This is a genomic window from Duganella sp. Root336D2 (genome assembly GCF_001425005.1).
GTDB lineage: Bacteria > Pseudomonadota > Gammaproteobacteria > Burkholderiales > Burkholderiaceae_D > Rugamonas.
On sequence record NZ_LMDB01000038.1, the window covers coordinates 253,683 to 273,307 of the forward strand.

At 55.6% G+C, this 19,625-nt stretch carries 16 protein-coding genes; 12 read left to right on the forward strand and 4 right to left on the reverse strand.

The window, feature by feature from the left end:
• Positions 1–145: 145 nt before the first annotated feature.
• The 11 genes from ASD07_RS27540 to ASD07_RS27590 all read left to right on the forward strand — a co-directional run bounded on the left by ASD07_RS27540 (position 146) and on the right by ASD07_RS27590 (position 12,880).
• Positions 146–1,099, forward strand: coding sequence for a glycosyltransferase family 2 protein (locus tag ASD07_RS27540; RefSeq protein WP_229207309.1), 954 nt, complete (start codon positions 146–148; stop codon positions 1,097–1,099).
• Positions 1,100–1,377: 278 nt separating this feature from the next.
• Positions 1,378–2,316, forward strand: coding sequence for a glycosyltransferase family 2 protein (locus tag ASD07_RS27545; protein ID WP_055938247.1), 939 nt, complete (start codon positions 1,378–1,380; stop codon positions 2,314–2,316).
• Between the two features lie 4 nt (positions 2,317–2,320).
• Positions 2,321–3,379, forward strand: a complete 1,059-nt coding sequence (rfbB, locus tag ASD07_RS27550) for a dTDP-glucose 4,6-dehydratase (protein ID WP_055938248.1) — start codon at positions 2,321–2,323, stop codon at positions 3,377–3,379.
• The gene (gene rfbD / locus ASD07_RS27555; RefSeq protein WP_055938249.1) at positions 3,376–4,254 is read left to right on the forward strand and encodes a dTDP-4-dehydrorhamnose reductase; all 879 of its coding nucleotides are present in this window, start codon (positions 3,376–3,378) and stop codon (positions 4,252–4,254) included. Before rfbB ends, rfbD begins: the two co-directional genes overlap by 4 nt.
• A 12-nt stretch (positions 4,255–4,266) precedes the next feature.
• Complete coding sequence (gene rfbA, locus ASD07_RS27560) at positions 4,267–5,148, forward strand: glucose-1-phosphate thymidylyltransferase RfbA (protein ID WP_055938252.1); 882 nt, start codon at positions 4,267–4,269, stop codon at positions 5,146–5,148.
• Entirely contained in the window at positions 5,148–5,693 is a 546-nt protein-coding gene (gene rfbC / locus ASD07_RS27565; RefSeq protein ID WP_055938255.1) for a dTDP-4-dehydrorhamnose 3,5-epimerase, read from the forward strand. The genes rfbA and rfbC overlap by 1 nt, the downstream gene beginning before the upstream one ends.
• Complete coding sequence (gene galE, locus ASD07_RS27570; RefSeq protein ID WP_055938257.1) at positions 5,690–6,697, forward strand: UDP-glucose 4-epimerase GalE; 1,008 nt, start codon at positions 5,690–5,692, stop codon at positions 6,695–6,697. The genes rfbC and galE overlap by 4 nt, the downstream gene beginning before the upstream one ends.
• The gene (locus ASD07_RS27575; protein ID WP_055938260.1) at positions 6,694–7,521 is read left to right on the forward strand and encodes an ABC transporter permease; all 828 of its coding nucleotides are present in this window, start codon (positions 6,694–6,696) and stop codon (positions 7,519–7,521) included. The genes galE and ASD07_RS27575 overlap by 4 nt, the downstream gene beginning before the upstream one ends.
• Entirely contained in the window at positions 7,511–8,878 is a 1,368-nt protein-coding gene (locus ASD07_RS31310; RefSeq protein ID WP_055938263.1) for an ABC transporter ATP-binding protein, read from the forward strand. Before ASD07_RS27575 ends, ASD07_RS31310 begins: the two co-directional genes overlap by 11 nt.
• A 12-nt stretch (positions 8,879–8,890) precedes the next feature.
• The gene (locus tag ASD07_RS27585; RefSeq protein ID WP_082507595.1) at positions 8,891–11,872 is read left to right on the forward strand and encodes a glycosyltransferase; all 2,982 of its coding nucleotides are present in this window, start codon (positions 8,891–8,893) and stop codon (positions 11,870–11,872) included.
• Positions 11,873–11,917: 45 nt separating this feature from the next.
• Positions 11,918–12,880, forward strand: coding sequence for an NAD-dependent epimerase/dehydratase family protein (locus ASD07_RS27590; protein ID WP_055938269.1), 963 nt, complete (start codon positions 11,918–11,920; stop codon positions 12,878–12,880).
• A 76-nt stretch (positions 12,881–12,956) separates the two neighbouring features.
• Here ASD07_RS27590 and ASD07_RS30520 read toward each other — a convergent pair whose 3' ends face one another.
• Together ASD07_RS30520 and ASD07_RS31205 are read right to left on the reverse strand one after the other, a co-directional pair.
• On the reverse strand, positions 12,957–14,636 hold the full coding sequence (locus ASD07_RS30520) for an Ig-like domain-containing protein (RefSeq protein WP_082507596.1): 1,680 nt from the start codon (positions 14,634–14,636) through the stop codon (positions 12,957–12,959).
• A 110-nt stretch (positions 14,637–14,746) separates the two neighbouring features.
• Positions 14,747–15,349, reverse strand: coding sequence for a hypothetical protein (locus ASD07_RS31205; protein WP_156398196.1), 603 nt, complete (start codon positions 15,347–15,349; stop codon positions 14,747–14,749).
• Between the two features lie 195 nt (positions 15,350–15,544).
• On the opposite strand from ASD07_RS31205, the gene ASD07_RS27605 reads away from it, so the two are divergent.
• Positions 15,545–17,001 (forward strand): IS3 family transposase gene (locus ASD07_RS27605; RefSeq protein ID WP_373922107.1). Its coding sequence is split into 2 segments (ribosomal slippage): positions 15,545–15,932 and positions 15,932–17,001, totalling 1,458 coding nucleotides; the frame shifts between segments, so codons are not numbered across the junction.
• 498 nt (positions 17,002–17,499) lie between these two features.
• Here the strand turns inward: ASD07_RS27605 and ASD07_RS27610 are convergent.
• Both ASD07_RS27610 and ASD07_RS30525 read right to left on the reverse strand, forming a co-directional pair.
• Positions 17,500–18,852, reverse strand: a complete 1,353-nt coding sequence (locus ASD07_RS27610) for an IS5 family transposase (RefSeq protein WP_055938278.1) — start codon at positions 18,850–18,852, stop codon at positions 17,500–17,502.
• A gap of 119 nt (positions 18,853–18,971) precedes the next feature.
• Entirely contained in the window at positions 18,972–19,544 is a 573-nt protein-coding gene (locus ASD07_RS30525; protein WP_162246605.1) for an Ig-like domain-containing protein, read from the reverse strand.
• Positions 19,545–19,625: the final 81 nt, after the last annotated feature.

The window sequence follows — 19,625 nt, forward strand, 5'->3', positions numbered from 1 at the left end:
ATGACTAATCATCTTTGCTGCTGGGTCTTAGCATTTCACCACCAAAAAGCACTCGCATTTCAAGGCTGCACTGAGACCCTGCTTCGCCGGGTTATCATGGCGCGACTATTCGGTATCAAAATAATTCATTGTTCAAGGAGGGTTGGTGAACCAACTTCGTATGACAAACGTTGGGGCGCCGGCCAAAGTGGCAATCCTTCTATGTACTTACAATGGCCAGCAATATTTGGCGGAGCAGCTCGATTCGTTTGCGGCGCAGACCCATGCCAACTGGGAAGCATGGGCATCGGATGATGGCTCCAGGGATGGTACGCGCGACATTCTGGAAGGGTACGTTCAAATGTGGCCGGCAGGCCGCCTGAGGGTCCTGCAGGGGCCGGCAAAAGGGCTGGTTGCCAATTTTTTGTCGTTGACCTGCAACGAGGCCATCCAGGCGGATTATTACGCCTACTCCGACCAGGACGATGTTTGGGATGCTAACAAGCTGGAATGCGCCCTTCAGTGGCTGAACAGTATTTCACCTGCAACGCCGGCGTTGTATTGCGCAAGGACCCGGCTGGTCGATAACGACGGCCGGGAAATTGGCTTGTCGCCGTTGTTCGGCAAGCCGCCTGGTTTTGCCAATGCGCTGGTCCAGAGCATTGCTGGCGGCAATACCATGGTTTTCAATAACGCGGCCCGCGCACTCTTGAAGGAAGCGGGAGCGCAACTGCCGATCGTGGTACATGACTGGTGGGCGTATATGGTGGTGGCGGGTTGCGGCGGCAAGGTCCATTACGACAGCTTGCCGACGCTGCGCTATCGCCAGCACGGTGCTAACGTGATCGGCATGAACGATGGCTGGCTGGCGCGCTTCAGGCGGCTGGGAAAGCAATGGCAAGGGCAGTTCAGGAAATGGAATGGAATCCATATTGAGGCGCTGCGCAAACTCGATCATCGGCTGACACCGGAAAGTCGCGAAATACTAAACAGTTTCGCCAGCGCCCGCGAAATGAGTTTGATTCGACGCTTGCTTAACTTTAACCGCAGCGGAGTTTATCGCCAGACCTTGGCTGGGAATATAAGCCTGATTTTGGCAGCAGTTTTCAAAAAAATATAAGCGCGATCCGTACCGCCAATGTGGAGACGGGTCAACGCCTACGGCGCTGTAAGTGGCGGTAGATGTGTCAGGATGTTAGAATGTTGGCCAATTTTCGGGCGCAAGGGCAAAATGCTTGTGCCGGTTTATTTACATGGGGCCCGTGAGGGCCGTTCTGCGTTAACCAAAGCTAATTGTGTGGCAGGTGCAATATGTTTGGTCGTTAACCAAGCTAATTGTGTGGTAAATGTAATATGTTTGCTGGCTAAAAAGCCTTCAGGCAAAGAGGCGTATTAATTATGCAAGATGACGATACCCTGCCAAAGGTAGCGATTCTGCTTTGTACATATCACGGCCAGCATTTTCTGGCCGATCAACTGGACTCGATTGAGCGGCAAACGCACCCGAATTGGGAGGTGTGGGCGTCGGACGACGGTTCGGAAGACGATACCCATGCGATTCTGGAGCGCTACCAGGGGAAGTGGGGCGCCCAACGTATTTCCATCCACAATGGCCCGGCGGAAGGTTTTGTTTCCAACTTCCTGTCGCTGACGTGCAAGGCCGACATCGAGGCCGATTACTATGCATTCTCGGACCAGGACGATATCTGGGAAGCGGATAAGTTGCAGCGCGGATTGGAATGGTTGCGCAATGTTTCCAAGGATGTGCCGGCGCTGTATTGCTCACGCACCCGGCTGGTGGATGCCGAGAACCGCGAGCTGGGCCTGTCGCCGCTGTTTGCCAAGCCGCCAAGCTTTGCCAACGCCCTGATCCAGAACATTGGCGGCGCCAACACGATGATTTTTAACGATGCCGCGCGCCGCCTGTTGCGCGAAGCCGGTGAGAATATCGAAGTAGTCTCGCACGACAGCTGGGCGTATATGGTGGTCACGGGATGCGGCGGCAAGGTCAAGTACGATGCCTATCCGACACTGCGTTATCGCCAGCACGACAACAATGTGGTTGGCATGAATACCACCTGGGCTGCGCGCCGCACGCGTATCCGCATGCTGTGGCAAGGCCATCTGAGCACCTGGAATGAGCGCCATTTGATAGCATTGCAGCGCCTGCAACCCCGCCTCACGCCCGAGAGCCGCCATACGCTCGAACTGCTGGCCCGGGCCCGCAAACGCTCTCTGGTACCGCGCTTGATCGATTTGAAGAAATCCGGCATTCACCGCCAAACCTTGCTGGGCAATCTTGGCCTGCTCGCTGCGGCAATTTTTAAGAAAATTTAATACAATGACAATTTTAGTTACCGGCGGCGCCGGCTTCATCGGCGGCAATTTTGTCCTGGACTGGCTGGCGCAATCCGACGAGAAAGTCATCAATCTCGACAAGCTGACCTACGCGGGCAACCTGGACAGCCTGCGCAGCCTTGATGGCGACGCGCGCCATGTGTTCGTGCATGCCGATATCGGCGACCGTGAAAAAGTCGAGGCCTTGCTGGCCGAGCACCAGCCGCGCGCGATCCTGAACTTTGCCGCAGAGAGCCATGTCGACCGTTCGATCCATGGTCCTGGCGAGTTCATCCAGACCAATATCGTCGGCACCTTCAACCTGCTGGAAGCGACGCGCGCCTACTGGGGCGGGCTGGAAGGCGAAGCCAAGGCGGCATTCCGCTTCCTGCACGTATCGACCGATGAAGTCTACGGTTCGCTGGAGCCGCAGGCGCCGGCCTTTACCGAGCAGCACCGCTATGAGCCGAACAGCCCGTATTCGGCCAGTAAGGCCGCCAGCGACCACCTGGTACGCGCATACCACCATACCTATGGCTTGCCGGTGCTGACCACCAACTGCTCGAACAATTACGGTCCTTACCATTTCCCGGAAAAACTGATCCCGCTGGTAATCCACAACGCTTTGGCAGGCAAGCCGCTGCCGATTTATGGCGATGGCCAGCAGATCCGAGACTGGCTGTACGTGAAGGATCACTGCAGCGCCATCCGCCGCGTGCTGGAGTCCGGCACGCTGGGCGAAACCTACAACGTCGGCGGCTGGAACGAAAAGGCCAATCTCGACGTGGTGCATACCCTGTGCGCCATCCTGGACGAGCTGCAGCCGCGCAGCGATGCGCAGTCGTACAAGACCCAGATCACCTTCGTCAAGGACCGTCCAGGCCACGACAAGCGTTATGCGATCGATGCCAGCAAGCTGGAGCGTGAGCTGGGCTGGAAGCCTGCCGAAACTTTCGAAACCGGCATCCGCAAGACGGTGCAGTGGTACTTGGCCAACCAAGACTGGGTACAGAACGTCACCAGCGGCAATTACCGTAACTGGGTAGAGAAGCAATACGCATGAAGATCCTGCTGATCGGCAAGAATGGCCAGGTTGGGCACGAGTTGCAGCGTACCCTGCTGCCACTGGGCGAGCTGGTCGCGCTCGGCCGCGACGGGCTTGATCTGGGCGACCTGGCGGCCGTCAAGCATGTGCTGGAAAGCCAAACTGCGGACGTCATCGTCAACGCTTCCGCCTACACCGCGGTCGATCGTGCCGAAGCCGATGAAGCGGGCGCAATGGCCGTCAACGCGGCTGCGGTGGGCGCGATGGCCGACTACGCCCGCGCCCATGGCGCCTTGCTGGTGCACTATTCGACCGACTACGTGTTCGATGGCGAGAAGCAGTCGCCCTATGTCGAAGACGACGCCACTGCGCCGCAAAGCGCCTACGGCCGCAGCAAGCGCGCCGGCGAAGAAGCGATTCTCGCCAGCGGTTGCAACGCCTTGGTCTTCCGCACCAGCTGGGTGTTCTCTGCTCACGGCGGCAATTTCATCAAGACCATGCTGCGCCTGGCCGGTGAGCGTGACAGCCTGAATGTAGTCGCCGACCAGTTTGGTGCACCAACATCGGCCGAGCTGATCGCCGATGTTACTGCGCTGGCGGTGGCGGCCTTCCGCCGCGGCGCGCTGGCTGGCGGCATCTATCACCTGACGGCATCCGGCGCCACCAGCTGGCATGGACTGGCCAGCTACGCCATTGAGTGCGCCAAGGCACGCGGCGCGGCGCTCAAAGTCGACCCGGCGCAGATCAAGCCGATCCCGACCGAAGCATACCCGGTACCGGCCAAGCGCCCAAAGAATTCCCGGCTTGACACCAGCAAGCTCTCCGGTGCCCTCGACCTGCAGCTTCCCGAGTGGAAGATCCACGTCGATCGCCTCATTGAACAACTTTCCTGAACGGACATCCGCATGAAACGCAAAGGCATTATTCTGGCCGGCGGCTCCGGCACCCGCCTCCATCCAGCCACCCTGGCGATCAGCAAGCAATTGCTGCCGGTGTTTGACAAGCCGATGATTTACTACCCGCTCAGCACCCTGATGCTGGCGGGCATCCGCGATATCCTGATCATCTCGACTCCGCAAGACACGCCGCGCTTCCAGCAACTGCTGGGCAACGGCGAGCGTTGGGGCCTGAACCTGGAATATGCGGTGCAAGAGTCGCCGGACGGCCTCGCGCAAGCATTTATCATCGGCGAGAAATTCATTGGCGGCGACCAGTCGGCACTGGTGCTGGGCGATAACATCTTCTACGGCCACGAGTTCCAGGACCTGCTGGGCAACGCCATGGCGCGCACCGAAGGTGCCAGCGTGTTCGCCTACCACGTGCACGACCCGGAACGCTATGGCGTGGCCGAGTTTGATGGGCAGCGCCGCGTACTGTCGCTGGAAGAAAAGCCGGCCAAACCGAAGTCGAACTACGCCGTAACTGGCCTGTACTTCTACGACAACCAGGTGGCGGAACTGGCGAAGAGCCTGAAGCCTTCGCCGCGTGGCGAGCTGGAAATTACCGACCTGAACCGCCTGTACCTGGAGCAGGGCAAGCTTAATGTCGAAATCATGGGCCGCGGCTACGCCTGGCTTGACACCGGCACCCACGAGTCGCTGCTGGAAGCAGGCCAGTTCATCGCTACCCTGGAAAATCGCCAGGGCTTGAAAGTGGCTTGCCCGGAAGAGATCGCCTTCCGCCAGGAATGGATCGACGCTGCCAAGCTGGAATCGCTGGCCCGTCCGCTGGCCAAGAACGGCTATGGCCAGTACCTGCTGCGCATCCTGGAAGAAAAGGTGTACTGATGAACGTCACCCGCCTTGGGATCCCAGAGGTGCTGCTGATCGAACCGAAAGTATTCGGCGACGAGCGCGGTTTCTTCTACGAGAGCTTCAACCAGGCCCGCTTCGAAGAGGCCGTGGGGCGAAGCGTGCATTTCGTGCAGGACAACCACTCGCGCTCCGTCAAGGGCGTGCTGCGCGGCCTGCATTACCAGATTCAGCAGTCGCAGGGAAAGCTGGTGCGTGTGTCGGCTGGCACGGTGTTCGACGTCGCCGTCGACCTGCGCAAGAGCTCGCCTACCTTCGGTCAATGGGTTGGCGAAATACTGAGCGCCGAGAACAAGCGCCAGTTGTGGATTCCTGAAGGTTTCGGCCATGGTTTCGTGGTGCTCAGCGACAGCGCCGAGTTCCTGTATAAAACAACCGACTACTACGCTCCGCAGTACGAGCGCAGCATCGCCTGGAACGACCCGGACCTAGCGATCGACTGGCACTTTGACGGCGCGCCGTCGCTGTCGGCCAAGGATGCGCAGGGTACGCCCCTTCGAAATGCCGAGGTGTTTGCATGAGCATCCTAGTCACCGGCGGTGCCGGCTACATCGGCTCGCATACCTGTGTCGAGTTGCTTCAGGCCGGCCACGAAGTTATCGTCTTCGACAACTTCTGCAATAGCCATCCGGAGTCGCTTAAGCGCGTCGAACAGATCACCGGCCACAAGCCGGTGCTGGTCGAAGGCGATATCCGCGACCAGCATGCGATCGAAGCTACCTTGCGCCAATACGGGTGCAAGGCCGTGATCCATTTCGCGGGCTTGAAGGCAGTTGGCGAATCGGTGGAACAGCCACTGAGCTACTACGACAATAATGTGATTGGTACCCATCGCCTGCTGGCGGCGATGCAGAACTGCGGCATCAACACGCTGGTTTTCAGTTCTTCGGCCACCGTCTATGGCGAACCGCAACGCCTGCCACTCACCGAAGACCATCCGCTGTCGGCTACGAATCCTTATGGCCGAAGCAAGCTGATCATCGAAGACATGCTGCGCGACCTGTATCGCGCAAGCCCGGACTGGCGTATCGCTATCCTGCGCTACTTTAATCCTGTCGGCGCACATGCCAGCGGCCTGATCGGTGAAAACCCACTGGGTATCCCGAACAACCTAATGCCGTTCGTCGCGCAGGTTGCGGTGGGCCGTCGGGAATTCCTCAATGTTTGGGGCAACGATTACCCTACCGAAGACGGCACTGGCGTGCGCGACTACATCCACGTAGTAGACCTGGCGTTGGGCCATTTGAAGGCACTGGAGCGGCTCGACGCGGCTCAGTGCACTGAAGTTAATTTGGGAACTGGTAACGGCTACAGCGTGCTGGACGTGGTAAAGGCGTTTGAAAGCGCCAGCGGGCAAGCCGTCCCCTACCGCGTATCCCCCCGCCGCCCAGGCGATGTCGCCGCCTGCTACGCAGACCCAGCCTTTGCCCAACGCCACCTGGGATGGCGCGCGGAACGTGACTTGGCCATGATGTGCCGGGATCACTGGAACTGGCAAAAACAAAACCCTCAGGGATACGTATGAATCCGCATGCACCACAATCGACGCAGCCGCTGGCGCTGCTGGCGTCCTTATACAAAAACCGAAATCTCATCTTCGACCTGATCAAGCGTGAAGTGATTGGACGTTACAGAGGCTCAACAATGGGCCTACTCTGGTCTTTTTTTAATCCTGTTTTAATGTTGGCCGTGTACACCTTTATGTTCAGCGTGGTGTTTAAGGCTCGCTGGGTCGGTGGATCTGACTCCAAGGTTGAATTTGCCCTGATTATGTTCACAGGTCTTTTGATGTTTAATCTGTTTGGTGAGGTGGTCAACCGCTCGCCGAGCTTAATCCTGAATAATGCGAACTACGTTAAGAAAGTCATTTTTCCGTTGGAAGTTTTACCGGTAGTCGCACTCGGTTCAGCAGCATTCCATATGCTGATTAGCCTGTTAGTTTGGCTAATCTTTTTCCTGATCTTCTTTAGCGTCCCTAGCATCGCAGCTTTGCAAGTTTTCCTGATCTTTATTCCGTTGATGTTGTTAACGTTAGGAATTGCGTGGTTGCTGGCCTCATTGGGTGTTTACCTGAGAGACGTGGGCCAGATCATCAGCGTCATTACGATCGTATTGATGTACATGTCTCCGGTGTTCTACCCGATTACGGCTATTCCGGAGGACTTGCGAGGACTCATGTTAATCAATCCGCTTACTTATATTGTAGAAGATACGCGCAATGTCATGATCTGGGGCAAAAGCTTAGATTGGCTCCATTGGGGATATTGGACCGCCTTCTCTGCGGTGGTCGCATGGTTAGGTTTTGCGTGGTTCCAGAAAACACGGAAGGGTTTTGCTGATGTCCTCTGAAGTCGTTATTACTGTAAAGAACCTGAGCAAGAGCTATCACATTTACGAGCAACCCCGTGACCGCTTAAAACAGTTCGTTCTTCCTTCTCTCCAAGGGCTGGTCGGTATGACGCGAAAGCGCTATTACCGTGATTTCTGGGCACTGCGCGATATCTCGTTCGAAGTGCGCCGTGGTGAGACCATCGGGGTATTGGGGCGTAATGGTTCGGGTAAATCGACCTTGCTGCAAATGATTGCTGGCACACTTACACCCTCATCTGGCCAAGTAGCAATTGGCGGCAAGATTACGGCACTGCTCGAACTTGGGGCTGGCTTCAACCCGGAATTTACAGGCCGTGAAAACGTCTTTCTGAACGCGGCCATCTTTGGGTTGCAACGCGAGCAAATTGAACAGAAGTTCGAAGAGATCGCGGCATTCGCTGATATCGGTGAATTCATCGAGCAGCCTGTCAAGACTTATAGCAGCGGTATGTATGCGCGCCTGGCGTTTGCAGTTGCAACTGCACTGGATCCTGAAATCCTCGTGGTTGATGAGATCTTGTCCGTTGGCGACGTGTTCTTTCAAGCCCGTTGCATGCGCAAGCTGGATGAATTCCGCGAGCGTGGCGGAACCGTATTCTTCGTCACGCATGACACGTACTCGGTGGAACGGATCTGTACTCGTGCCATTGTGTTAGACAAAGGGCAGAAGGTGTTCGAGGGGGGAACAGCCGATGCGGTGAATGTGTATTACAAGATGAGCCGGGAAGAGCCGACTGTAGCGGCGGCATCGGTTGTCGCCGGGCAGAAGGATATTGCAGCCCAGTCAGCAGCGGCGATTGCGATGCCCGCTGCTGAGCCTGTGCCCGTTCGCCGTGACCACGTCGTGGATGATGGGACCGCCTATATTGAACAGGTTTACGTTCTTAATGCCCATGGTGAGTCCAGCTTGAATTACACAGTTGGCGAGTGGTTGACAGTGAAATTGAACGTGCTCTTCTCGGCAGATTACGATCAGATCGATTTCGGGGTCGGTATTCGTGATCGCTCTGGCACTCTGATTGGCGGGGCACACACTTTCTATTCCGGGAACCCGGTTGGGCCGGTTCGCGCGGGCGAGCGTCGTTTGTTGACCGCACGTATCAAGGCCGAACTGATGCCTGGTGAGTACCTCCTCATCGCTGGCATTGCGCAACATGATTCACTGCAAAGTTATCGGGAGTGTTACGGCCTGTACGACTTCACTGCGATCTCTATCACTGGAAACCGCAAGTTCTGGGGGGCAGTCCGACTCCCGGCCGAAATCGAAGCCGCCGGCGCCATCGCTGGCGTCGATGTCGGCCAGCACGCCGTTGAAGCGCTCTCGTCTACGAACTAAATCCTATCAAGAATGACCAAATTTAACTTCCCATCGGAATCTATCCGTGTGCGCAAGGTGAAATCCTTGCAGCCAGATGTACGCCTTGCGACGCCTGAACAGCATTTTGGCAGCAATGGCATGTCCAGAGAAATCAATGCTCTCTACGCGGATACGCCAAGTAACAATGTAATGTGGCAGCCAGATGTGTATGCCGAAGCGCGTATTTTGGCCGAAAAGAGCGGTATTAAGCGTATTGTCGACGTAGGTTGTGGCAACGGAGAGAAACTGGTGCACTACTTCCCAGCGGAAGAGTTCAACACCGTCGGGCTCGATTTCCATGGTTCTCTGGAATTGGCGTCAACTACATTCCCCGGTGCACGTTGGGTCGAATGCGATCTGAACTCGAGCGGAGATTTGGCACGGGTGTTTGGGGATTTGGATCCTGACGAGCCTGTCTTGTTGATTCTGTCTGATGTGATCGAACATATTCCTGATCCGCGCTTGTTGCTTGCTCAGTTGCGCACTGTGCTGATGCGACATTTGACAAACCGGTTGGTTGTATCGACTCCTGATCGCCACGTCATGGATTACGCTTCGTATGGCACTACTCCTGAAAATCGCGCGCATGTGCGGGAGTGGACGCACGAAGAGCTAGCATCGTTCTGCGAGGCAGCGGGCTTCCAGGTTGAGCGCTGCGGTCATACGCGGGCTAATCAGTTCGATGAGAAGTTCAGCACGATTTATATCGAGCTTCGCTGTGAACCGACGCGCTACCTAGCCTTCCTCAAGGCCGCCGGCTTGCTGCACTGTGGCGTGCAGCCAAAGCACTTGTTGCTGACCTCTGAATATGCAGGCCTACACAACACGGGCGGAATTGGTACGTTTGTTGCAGAACAGCGCTCGACCTATGGGTTGGATAATACGCTGTGCCTCTTCATAGGAAACCAGGAAGGGCTGGACGAGAATTTGTTCCGACGTCTTGAACTCATTCGCCCACAGCATCTCGTTGATAAGAATGACTTGTCATTGCCAGTTGAAGACCTGGCTCTCAAGGCTACGCTTCAGTTGATGTTCTATTTCCCGAATATCACGAAGATCGAATATGCGGACTATCAAGGCATGGGGGCACGACTTGCTCAGGCTAAGCGCGCCAGTCTGCTTCCGCCGTCGGTTCAACTGATCGTGCATTGCCACGGGTCGACTCACTATTTGGAAAATGCTAACCAAAACTGGTTTGGGCTTTCGCATTTCCAAGTAGCCGAGCGGGAAAAGATCTCTATTGAGAACGCTGACCGTATCGTGTTCCCGACGAAATTCTTGCACGACCTTTACCACGAAACGGGAATCGAAATGACTGGCGAGCAGATCGTCCGTCTGCGCTACCCGTACCACTATGAAGAAGCTGAGATCGAGCCAACCGAGCCAATCGATACCATAGTTTTCTTCGGGAAGCGCTCCGCCATGAAGGGATACCCACTCTTCCTTGGAGCGATGTCCGTGGACGGCGGCCAGCTACAGAAGCTTGGAATTAAACGAATAGTATTCATTGGCCCGAAAGTCAATGAGGCGCCTGAAGAGACAGCGCGTTTGGAAGCGCTGCGCACCTGCTTCGAAGTGCTCGAGTTCACTTCCCTAAGCCGTGACGCGGCTATGGACAAGCTTCGCAGTTATGCAAAAAACGCCTTCTGCGTGATGCCGTATCTCGGGGACAACCATCCATATGCAATGCTTGATGTTACCTTCGCCGGCGTTTTGCCATTGATGTTGCGGGCCGGCGGGGTGGGCGAGATGTATTCTGAACCATTTGACGGAATCCTGCTCGCTGACCCGACTGAGGCCTCGCTGTTGTCCGCCATGAGGAATCTTGCCAAGCTGCCGGTGGATGAAGTGCACCGATTGCGCGTGAATTTCATGGCCAACATGGTGGAGACCCAAGCGGCCATTAATGAAGCGGTTGAAGAATTTGGGGAATCCGTCGTTCCTCCGGCAGTTCAGCTTCCAGCCGGGAATGCCAGTGTCATCGTACCAGTGTTTAACACCGAGCTTCGATTCATCAGCGACCTTATCTTCGGCCTGAACAATCAGAGCAAATCGCCCGCTGAAGTGATTTTTATTGATGATGCATCGAAGCCTGGCTACGCAAGCCAACTCGAGGAATTAGTGCAACGTGAATTGCGTCTGCCATACCGCATCATTAGCCATCCGACGAACAAAGGGCTGTCAGGTGCGCGAAATACTGGCCTGAACGCGGCCAATACCGAATATGTCATCAATGTGGACTCCGACGATGTTCCGTTGAATGACTTCGTTCGCAACATCGTTCGATTGCTCGACGCCGAGCCCCGTTGTGCGGCGGCAGTACCATATCTGAAAGCGTTTGACGAAGAAGCCGATTTTAATGAGCAGGTGTTCGGTGGTTACATCTATCGCCCGCTGGGGCAAGGGGTGGTGATCTCCCAGCTCAACAATCACCTCGGACATGCGAACTCGGGTTATCGCACCAGCGTAGTTCGCGAACTCGGTGGATGGGATGATAGTGAGAAGTCGATGTGGGAAGATTGGGCACTCTTCTTGAAGATCACTTCGTCGGGCCATCGGATCGGAGTTATTCCGCAAGCTGACTGTCTATATCGTGTCCGCAAACAATCGATGCTGCGTACATATAAGGCATGGCCTGCTATGCGACGCCTCGCGCGCAATATGTATGGGTTGCCGCGTTTTGAAAGCTTCCGCCTGCAGGCATTGATGCACAACTTGAATGAGCACGATCAAGGCCTGAGTGCAGAAATTGCCCGTCTTAATGCGGAACTTTGCCGCAACGGTGATGCGGGCCATGAGTTGCGCTTAGCGAATGCTGCAATGTCTGCTGAGTTAAATCGTGCATCGGTCAGGGCCGCACGGGGCATCGCCAATCGCCTGGCTCGCATCCCGGTCGTATTCCGCCTTGTACGTGGCATTGGCGCAACTGGATGGAAGCTGGCTCGACGGATACGTAATATGATACGTTCTTAACAATCTTAAGAAAATTGAAATAGGGGATGCGGTGGAGAACGTAGCATGAGTACCATTGGCCGGACAATTATGCCGTCGATGGCAGGGTTGCGTTGCGCAGTACTGGGGGCTGGCGGCTTCATCGGCACCAATTTATGCCGGGCGCTCGCAGAGCAGGGGGCAAAGGTGCGAGCATTCGGACGACGTCAGAGTTTTCCTGAGGCATTGCATGGATGTGACTGGCTACCTGGTGACTTTACGGATTCGACCAGTGTAGCTGCGGCTGTCTCCGAGTGCGAAGTGGTGTTCCACCTCGTAAATGCAACCACTCCTGCCAGCGCAAATGTCGACAAGCTTGCTGATTTGAACGCGAATGTCGCAAGCACTTTGCGCCTGCTCGAAGCATGTCGTGAGACTGGTGTGTCCAGGGTAGTTTTTGTGTCTTCAGGCGGTACCGTCTACGGTATCCCTGACCTGGTACCGACGCCGGAGACGGCACGTACCAATCCAATCACGGCTTACGGAATCAGTAAGCTGGCGATCGAGAAATACCTTGGCTTATATGAGTATCTCTATGGCCTGCAATACCGAGTTTTGCGTGTCGCTAATCCCTTCGGTCCCTACCAGACAGCATTGAAAAATCAGGGAGTGATTGCTGCCTTCTTGCGCGGGGCGCTATCGGGCAAACCGATTGAGATGTGGGGCGATGGAAGCGTGACCCGTGACTATATTTACGTTGACGACGTGGTCGAGTCCCTTATGTTGGCTGCTTACCATGAAGGGTTGGGCCGCATCTTTAACATCGGGAGCGGAGAGGGCCGGACCCTGAATGACATCGTCGGTTCGATTGACCGGCTGCTTGGCGAAAAAATTCCTGTGGATCACCGGCCGGGACGGCCAGTGGACGTCCCGGTGAGCATTCTGGACACGAGCTTTGCTGCAAGTGATCTAGGCTGGAGACCGCACACGACGTTCGAAGCAGGGCTGCAAGCGACGATCGAATGGATGAGGTCCTCAAGAAGCGATTGAAGCAGATCCAAGAATTTGGAGGCGGCATTGATATCAATGCCGCCTTTGCTTTTTTGCCTGAGTATTTGACGAGCAGTTAATCGAACGCCGTAACGAGGATCTTGCTTGCTGTTCCTTCGTGACTTTCCCAAACGATCATAGCATCACCTGGACTACTAAATACGATCTGCGGATTCGACGCGTTGCCCGTAGTGCTTTGGATTTTTGCTTCCTCCCAGCCTTGAGCCGGCACGAATCGCCTTGAATAGACATTGATCTTGGAATCATCAGACTGAAGCCACACAACCAAGACATTTCCGTCCTTGTCAGTTGCAATCTGTGGTGAGTCGGTGCCGCTGTATTTGATGTCTGCTGCAATGGCCTGAGCAGTTTGCCAGCCGCCTATAGAATAGCGATTAGTGTAAAGCTGGACCTTGCCGTCGATGTTCTGCCCCCATACAACGCTTACGTTACCTGCAGAATCAACCACCAGTTTTGGTGGGAGCGCATCGCCAGAATCATTGGACAGGACAGTGTCTGTGTCCAGCGGGCCGGTGGCGCTGAAGCGATGGGCGTGAATACTTTTAGCCGTAGCATCAGATTGCAGCCATACGAACGTAGCGTTTCCAGCGTCATCTGTGGCAACCCGCGGGAAACGCGCCTCAATAAATTCGGTAGAGAAGAGCAAGACAGTAGCCCATTTACCGTCCTGTGTGTACTGCTTGGCGCGAACCTTGGTTCCGCTGTCCCCATAGGGAAGATTTGTAGTCGTATAAGTTGCAAAAGCCTGTCCACGCTTGTTCATCGACACATTCGCTCGATCCATGTAACTCTGGAAAGAGTCCACGGTGGTTAGCGGGCCCCATCCTCCACTCAAGGTGTAGATTCGCGAGCGGGCGGTTGTATTCATTCCGGTAAAGTCGCTCCAAACGACGAATGCTTTACCCGCTTGATCTGTACTGACCGATATAGGGTCACTTACATTGAATTCGCCAAAGACGCGCATTCCTTCGTAAATTCGTTGTGGCGTGTCCCAACCACCACCAACAGTGTACTGACTTGAATAAATGCCGAAGCAGCATGCATCAAATCGAGGCCAAACCGCAAGTACGTGATTGTCGTCGATATGTGCCAATTGGATGTACCCAACATCACCTGATGCAACTTGCAATGCGCCGGGACTGCTCCATCCTAGTCCTCGAGTATATTTATTAAAATATATTGCTCCATTTGCCCCGTCATTCTGGCGCCAAGCCGCGACGGCGTTGCCATTGCTGTCGAAAGAAATGTGAGGTTTGCTGGAATTACCGGTCGCGTCAATCTGAAGAGGAACGCTCCACTCCCTTTCTGTCGTTGTCGTGAAACTAAGCAATCTTGTGCCAGAGAGTGTTTCCCCCGACTTTCCTTGTAGGCCGACCGCATCAATTGAATATGTCGCGCCACGCGCCAAGCGTTGCGGAAGGGTGAGCGTCAGCTTATTCCCGGCGACAGTGACGTTTGCCGCAATGCTGCCGATCGGGTTCTGAAGAACTACTTTTTCAGAGGATATAGTGGATGGATTCAGCTCACGATCAAATACGACTTCGATGGGGCCATTTCGGTTTGCGCTATTAGATGCATCACCGGGAGTGGTAGTAGAGACCTTTAGTTGGCCCACAGTGGTAGGTGGAGCAGGCTCCTGACTTCCCGACGAACCTCCGCACCCCGCGATCACAAGGGAAGTCATGGATGCGAGAAGGAAATGTGCTTTTCTTACTGCCGTTTTTGATTTGTGCATGACTGATCCATATCCAACTGCTTTGTAAAGTTCTGGCTTGGTTTTGCGTTGCGCCAGGCATATCACAACCCCTTCGCCAACTGCGTTTTCGCTCGACTATCTCACGCGATTCAATCGAAAGTGCTAACAAGGATACTGCTTGAGGTTCCGTCACTGCTTTCCCAAATAATCATTGCATCCCCAGCAGTACCTAATGCGATTTGAGGGCTCGATGTGATCCCGGTAGTGCCATGAATCCTCGCGTCTTCCCAGCCTCGGGACGGAACAAATCGCATCGAGTGCACTTGGGTCTTGGAATCTTCAGTCCCTAGCCACACAACCACAACATTTCCATCCTTGTCGACTGCAACCTGTGGCGAATCGGAGCCGATATATTTGGTGTCCGTTGCAATGGCTTTCACTGCTTGCCAGCCCGTTGCAGTGGTGTAACGATTGACTAGCACCCGGGATGTGCCGTCAATGCTTTGGCTCCATGCTACGGTTACATTGCCAAGGGGATCAATGACCATTTTCGGAGGTGAAGCATCTCCCGAATTATCAGAGATGACCGAATCGGTATCAAACGGTGGTGGCCCGGATGGTAAGAATCTTTGAGCGTGCACTCTCTTACCCGCTGCGTCAGTTTGCACCCATACAAAGGTTGCGTTCCCTGTTTCATCGACTGCGATTTGTGGGAAGCGAGCCTCAGTGAGGAACGAAGAGTAAATCGACACGTCTACCCACCCGCGATCCTGCGTGTATCGCCTCGCGGATGCACTGATACCAGAGGTTCCCCATGCAATGTTTTGAGTTGTATAGGCCGCAAACGCCTCGCCAGCCCCCTCTGTGCCAATATAACTTGAGACACCTACCCGATATAATTTAGAGTACAGCGGTAGGTCCCCAATATGCACAACCGAAAGCATCAAATTAGCACTCCAGTAGTCCCTGGCAACGCCAACGACGCATCGTCTGCCGAGGCCCAGCGCCCCGACCCCGAGGTTGTACCCACGGCCAAACGTCGCACCTTCTCCAAGGCCGAGAAATTGCGCATCTTGGCAGCAGCCGACGCCTGCGTGGCCGCTGGTGACATTGGCGCCTTGCTGCGTCGAGAGGGCATTTACTCGTCGCATCTGGCGACATGGCGCAAGCAACGGCAGCAGGCCAGTGAAGCCGCCGCGCTGGAACGCAAGCGCGGACCGAAAGTCGATTCCGGCGCTGTCGAAGCGCGCCGTGTTCAGGCATTAGAGAAGGAAGTCGAACGTTTGCGCGCCAAGCTGGCAAAGGCGGACTTGATTATTGACGTCCAAAAAAAACTTTCCACTCTGCTGGGGCTCGATACCAGCGACACGCCCAGCGAGCCGAAGTGATCAGCGCTGCCAACAGCCTGGCCGAACAAGTCGGCGTGAGCGTCGCGTGCCACGCATTGCGCCTGCCACGCAGCGCTTTTTATCGGGATCGCGTTGCGCGTAACGTTCGCCCACTGCCGCCAACGGTCACCGTTACGCCAGCCAAGCGTCCACCACTGGCACTGTCGGAGCTGGAGCGGCGAGTGGTACTCGATTTGCTCAACAGCCCACGCTTCGCCAACTGTGCGCCGGCTGCCATCCACGCCCAGCTACTCGATGAAGGGCGCTACGTGGCTTCGGTGCGTACGATGTATCGCCTGCTGCAAGGCTGTGCCGCCGTGCGCGAGCGGCGCAACCAGCTGCGACATCCCGAATACACCAAGCCGGAACTGCTGGCCGTGGTGCCTAACCAAGTCTGGAGCTGGGACATCACAAAATTGAAGGGGCCGATCAGGGGAACATGTTTCCATCTGTACGTCATCCTCGACATCTTTAGCCGCTACGTGGTTGGCTGGATGGTGGCCGAGCACGAAACGGCCGAGCTGGCCGAGCAGCTTATTGCCGACACTGCCGCCAAGGAAAGCATCGCGCCTGGTGCGCTGACCTTGCATGCCGACCGGGGGAGCAGCATGCGCTCCAAGCCGGTGGCCACGCTGCTATCAGACCTGGGAATCACCAAGTCGCACAGCCGGCCTTATGTTTCCGATGACAACCCGTACTCGGAGGCGCAGTTCAAGACCATGAAGTACCAGCCAGGCTTTCCAGTGCGCTTTGGCTCGCTGGCCGACGCCCGCGCTCATTGCGCCCAGTTCTTCACCTGGTACAACCAGCAGCATCGCCATTCTGGCATCGGCATGATGACGCCAGAGAGCGTCCACACCGGCCGTGCCGCCGAAGTGCGCAAGCAGCGCCAAGCCACTTTGGCGAGCGCCTACCAGCGCACGCCGAACCGCTTCAAAAACCGTATGCCGCAACCGCAGAAACTGCCCACGGCTGCTTGGATCAACCCACCGACCATGGAGAAAAAAGCTGCCTGAAATCCGAGATTTAGACACTCACCAATTCAACAAGGTGTTTCAAATTCATTGACACGCTTCGGCCTTGTTCAGTGAGACATTGGGGGGATCTGACCTGCTTTGATAAAAGTCTACTGTGGCTAGCGAGCTCCACCGTTGTCCAACGTTGAAGAATTTTGATTGAATCTTTGTGACGCTGCCCGTGAATTCGCTCCAAACTACAAGCGCTTTACCTGCGTGGTCTGTGCTGATGGATACTGGATCGTTGATTGGCCCCCAAGAGCCGAGGTAGCCTGAGTCGATTCGTTGAGGCGCATCCCATCCCGATCCAACGTCGTACAGGCTGGAATAAACGCCGAGGCAGCAAGTGTCAAATCTTGGCCATACGGCGAGAACGTGGTTGTCGTCTATATGTGCAACTTGAATTCGCCCTACGTCACCCGACGCACCGGGCAATACCTCTGGGTTGCCCCATCCCTTTTCTCGAGTATACCGAGTCCGGTCTGAATAAATCAAAATTCAGAGCGACGTCAGTTGCCATCGGGACTGCCGGCGTATCGCCAGGTTCAGTGACGACATTAGGTCGGCGGAAATCTGGGCAAAAAGAAGCCGTAGCTTCCTGAGGATCATGCGCAGGTTGTGCCCGCATCCGCACAACAGCGCATGGAACGCATCGCCGTCGGTCCCTTTCAGCCAATTACGCCGCAGGCGCCCGTCATTTTTCATGTGCCCGATTGCTGGCTCGATGGCGCTGCGGCGGCGGATGTCGCGCCGCAAGCGCTGGGTGATGTTTCGCTTGAGCTTGGGGTGGTAGACCTTGGTGCCGGGCTGGACATCCACGCCGCGATAGCCCAGGTCCACAAAGACTTCCTTGGGTTGGCAGTCGGTCAGGATCGACACCTGCTCCAGCGCTTCAAACAGCGTGTGTCCGTCGTACGGATTGCCAGGCATGCTGCGCATGCCGACCACCAGACCTTCCTTGTGCGTGGTGGCAATCGAGACCTTCACGCCGAACTCGTAGGGCTGGCGCGATTTGCCTTTGGCGATGCACTCCGCCTCGGGCGCGTGCAGGCTGTACAGCTTATTCTTGTCCTTCTGCTTTTGAGTCAACAAACGCTTGGTCTTGGCCAGCAAATCACCGGCCTTGCCCTGCATGGCTGCGGGCAGCTTTTCCACTTGGCGCTGCACGTCGCGCCACACCCGGCCTACCACTGTCTTCAACTTTTTCAGGCTGCCGCGCATACGCTTGTATTGCTTGGCATGAGCGTAGCGGCCAGTCTGTGCCGCCAGTTTCGGCGCTTCCCGGTTGTAGTTCTGGCGCAGAACCAAACCGCCTTCAGTGGCCAGCTTGACCAAGTGCTGCCTGGCCCGCTCCAGCAGTTTACTGTCGGTGGGATGGGCGATCGCTTTCTCCTGCACCGTGCTGTCAACGATAATTTTCTGGTAGCTCTGTGGCTTGACGACCTTGGTCGATTCGGCGGCCTTGATCGTTTGCGTCAGCATCCATTCCAAGCCTTCCTCGCCGATACGATTGCGCCAGCGCGTCAATGAACTTGGATCGATCGGCGGGCGGTGCTGGAACCAGGTTTCGCCGCAGAACAGCTGCCAATATGGATTCTCGACCCAACCCCACACCACGTCTTCGTCCGACAGGGCAAAGGTATGCTGCAAGTACAGCAGGCCGGCAATCAGGCGCGTTGGCGTGGCGGGACGGCCTCGCGACGATGGAAAGTGGGGTGCCCACTTTTGTTCAAACACTTGCCAGTCGATGTGCTTGGCCAATCTGGCCAGCGGGTGCTGCGGGTTCACCAACTCGTCTAGCCGTTGGCGAAACATGTCATTGCTTTGCGGTCCGACTGGCTTTGGTCCCATCTGCCCCTCTGGAATTTGCAAGGAATTGCCTCTATTCTAACGAAACCTTGCAAATTGCAGCAGTGTTTTTCAGGCGTTTCGCCTTTAGAATCAGGCTCCGTTCAATTGTTCAGGGCCGACTACCGAGCGTAGTGAATAGCTCCAGTTGTGCCGTCATTCTGGCGCCATGCCGCAATGGCGTTGCCATTGCTGTCGACCGAAATGTGGGGTTTGCTCGAACTGCCGGATACATCAACCTTAATAGGCTTGCTCCACTCCCTTTCTGTCGTCGTCGTAAAACTTAGCAATCGTGTGCCCGAGAGTGTTTCCCCCGACTTTCCTTGTAGGCTGACCGCATCAATTGAATATGTCGTGCCACGAGCCAAGCGTTGCGGAAGGGTGAGCGTCAGCTTATTCCCGGCGACAGTGACGTTTGCCGGAATACTGCCGATCGGGTTCTGAAGAACTATTTTCTCAGAGGATACAGTGGATGGATTCAGTTCACGATCAAATACGACTTCGATGGGGCCATTTCGGTTTGCACTATTAGATGCATCACCGGGAGTAGTAGTAGAGACCTTTAGTTGTCCCACAGTGCTAGGTGGAGCAGGCTCCTGACTTCCCGACGAACCTCCGCACCCCGCGATCACAACGGAAGTCATGGATGCGAGAAGGAAATGTGCTTTTCTTACTGCCGTTTTTGATTTGCGCATGACTGATCCATATCTGACTGCTTTGTTAGTTCTAGCTTGGTTTTTGTTGTACCAGCCGTGCTGGGAACTCATCACCGACCT

Coding starts and splice junctions, on each gene's coding strand:
- rfbD (WP_055938249.1), top strand. CDS start 3,376: ATGAAGATCCTGCTGATCGGCAAGAATGGCCAGGTTGGGCACGAGTTG.
- ASD07_RS27610 (WP_055938278.1), bottom strand. CDS start 18,852: ATGGGACCAAAGCCAGTCGGACCGCAAAGCAATGACATGTTTCGCCAA.
- ASD07_RS27590 (WP_055938269.1), top strand. CDS start 11,918: ATGAGTACCATTGGCCGGACAATTATGCCGTCGATGGCAGGGTTGCGT.
- rfbA (WP_055938252.1), top strand. CDS start 4,267: ATGAAACGCAAAGGCATTATTCTGGCCGGCGGCTCCGGCACCCGCCTC.
- rfbB (WP_055938248.1), top strand. CDS start 2,321: ATGACAATTTTAGTTACCGGCGGCGCCGGCTTCATCGGCGGCAATTTT.
- ASD07_RS30520 (WP_082507596.1), bottom strand. CDS start 14,636: ATGCACAAATCAAAAACGGCAGTAAGAAAAGCACATTTCCTTCTCGCA.
- ASD07_RS27585 (WP_082507595.1), top strand. CDS start 8,891: ATGACCAAATTTAACTTCCCATCGGAATCTATCCGTGTGCGCAAGGTG.
- rfbC (WP_055938255.1), top strand. CDS start 5,148: ATGAACGTCACCCGCCTTGGGATCCCAGAGGTGCTGCTGATCGAACCG.
- ASD07_RS31310 (WP_055938263.1), top strand. CDS start 7,511: ATGTCCTCTGAAGTCGTTATTACTGTAAAGAACCTGAGCAAGAGCTAT.
- ASD07_RS30525 (WP_162246605.1), bottom strand. CDS start 19,544: ATGCGCAAATCAAAAACGGCAGTAAGAAAAGCACATTTCCTTCTCGCA.
- ASD07_RS27575 (WP_055938260.1), top strand. CDS start 6,694: ATGAATCCGCATGCACCACAATCGACGCAGCCGCTGGCGCTGCTGGCG.
- galE (WP_055938257.1), top strand. CDS start 5,690: ATGAGCATCCTAGTCACCGGCGGTGCCGGCTACATCGGCTCGCATACC.
- ASD07_RS27545 (WP_055938247.1), top strand. CDS start 1,378: ATGCAAGATGACGATACCCTGCCAAAGGTAGCGATTCTGCTTTGTACA.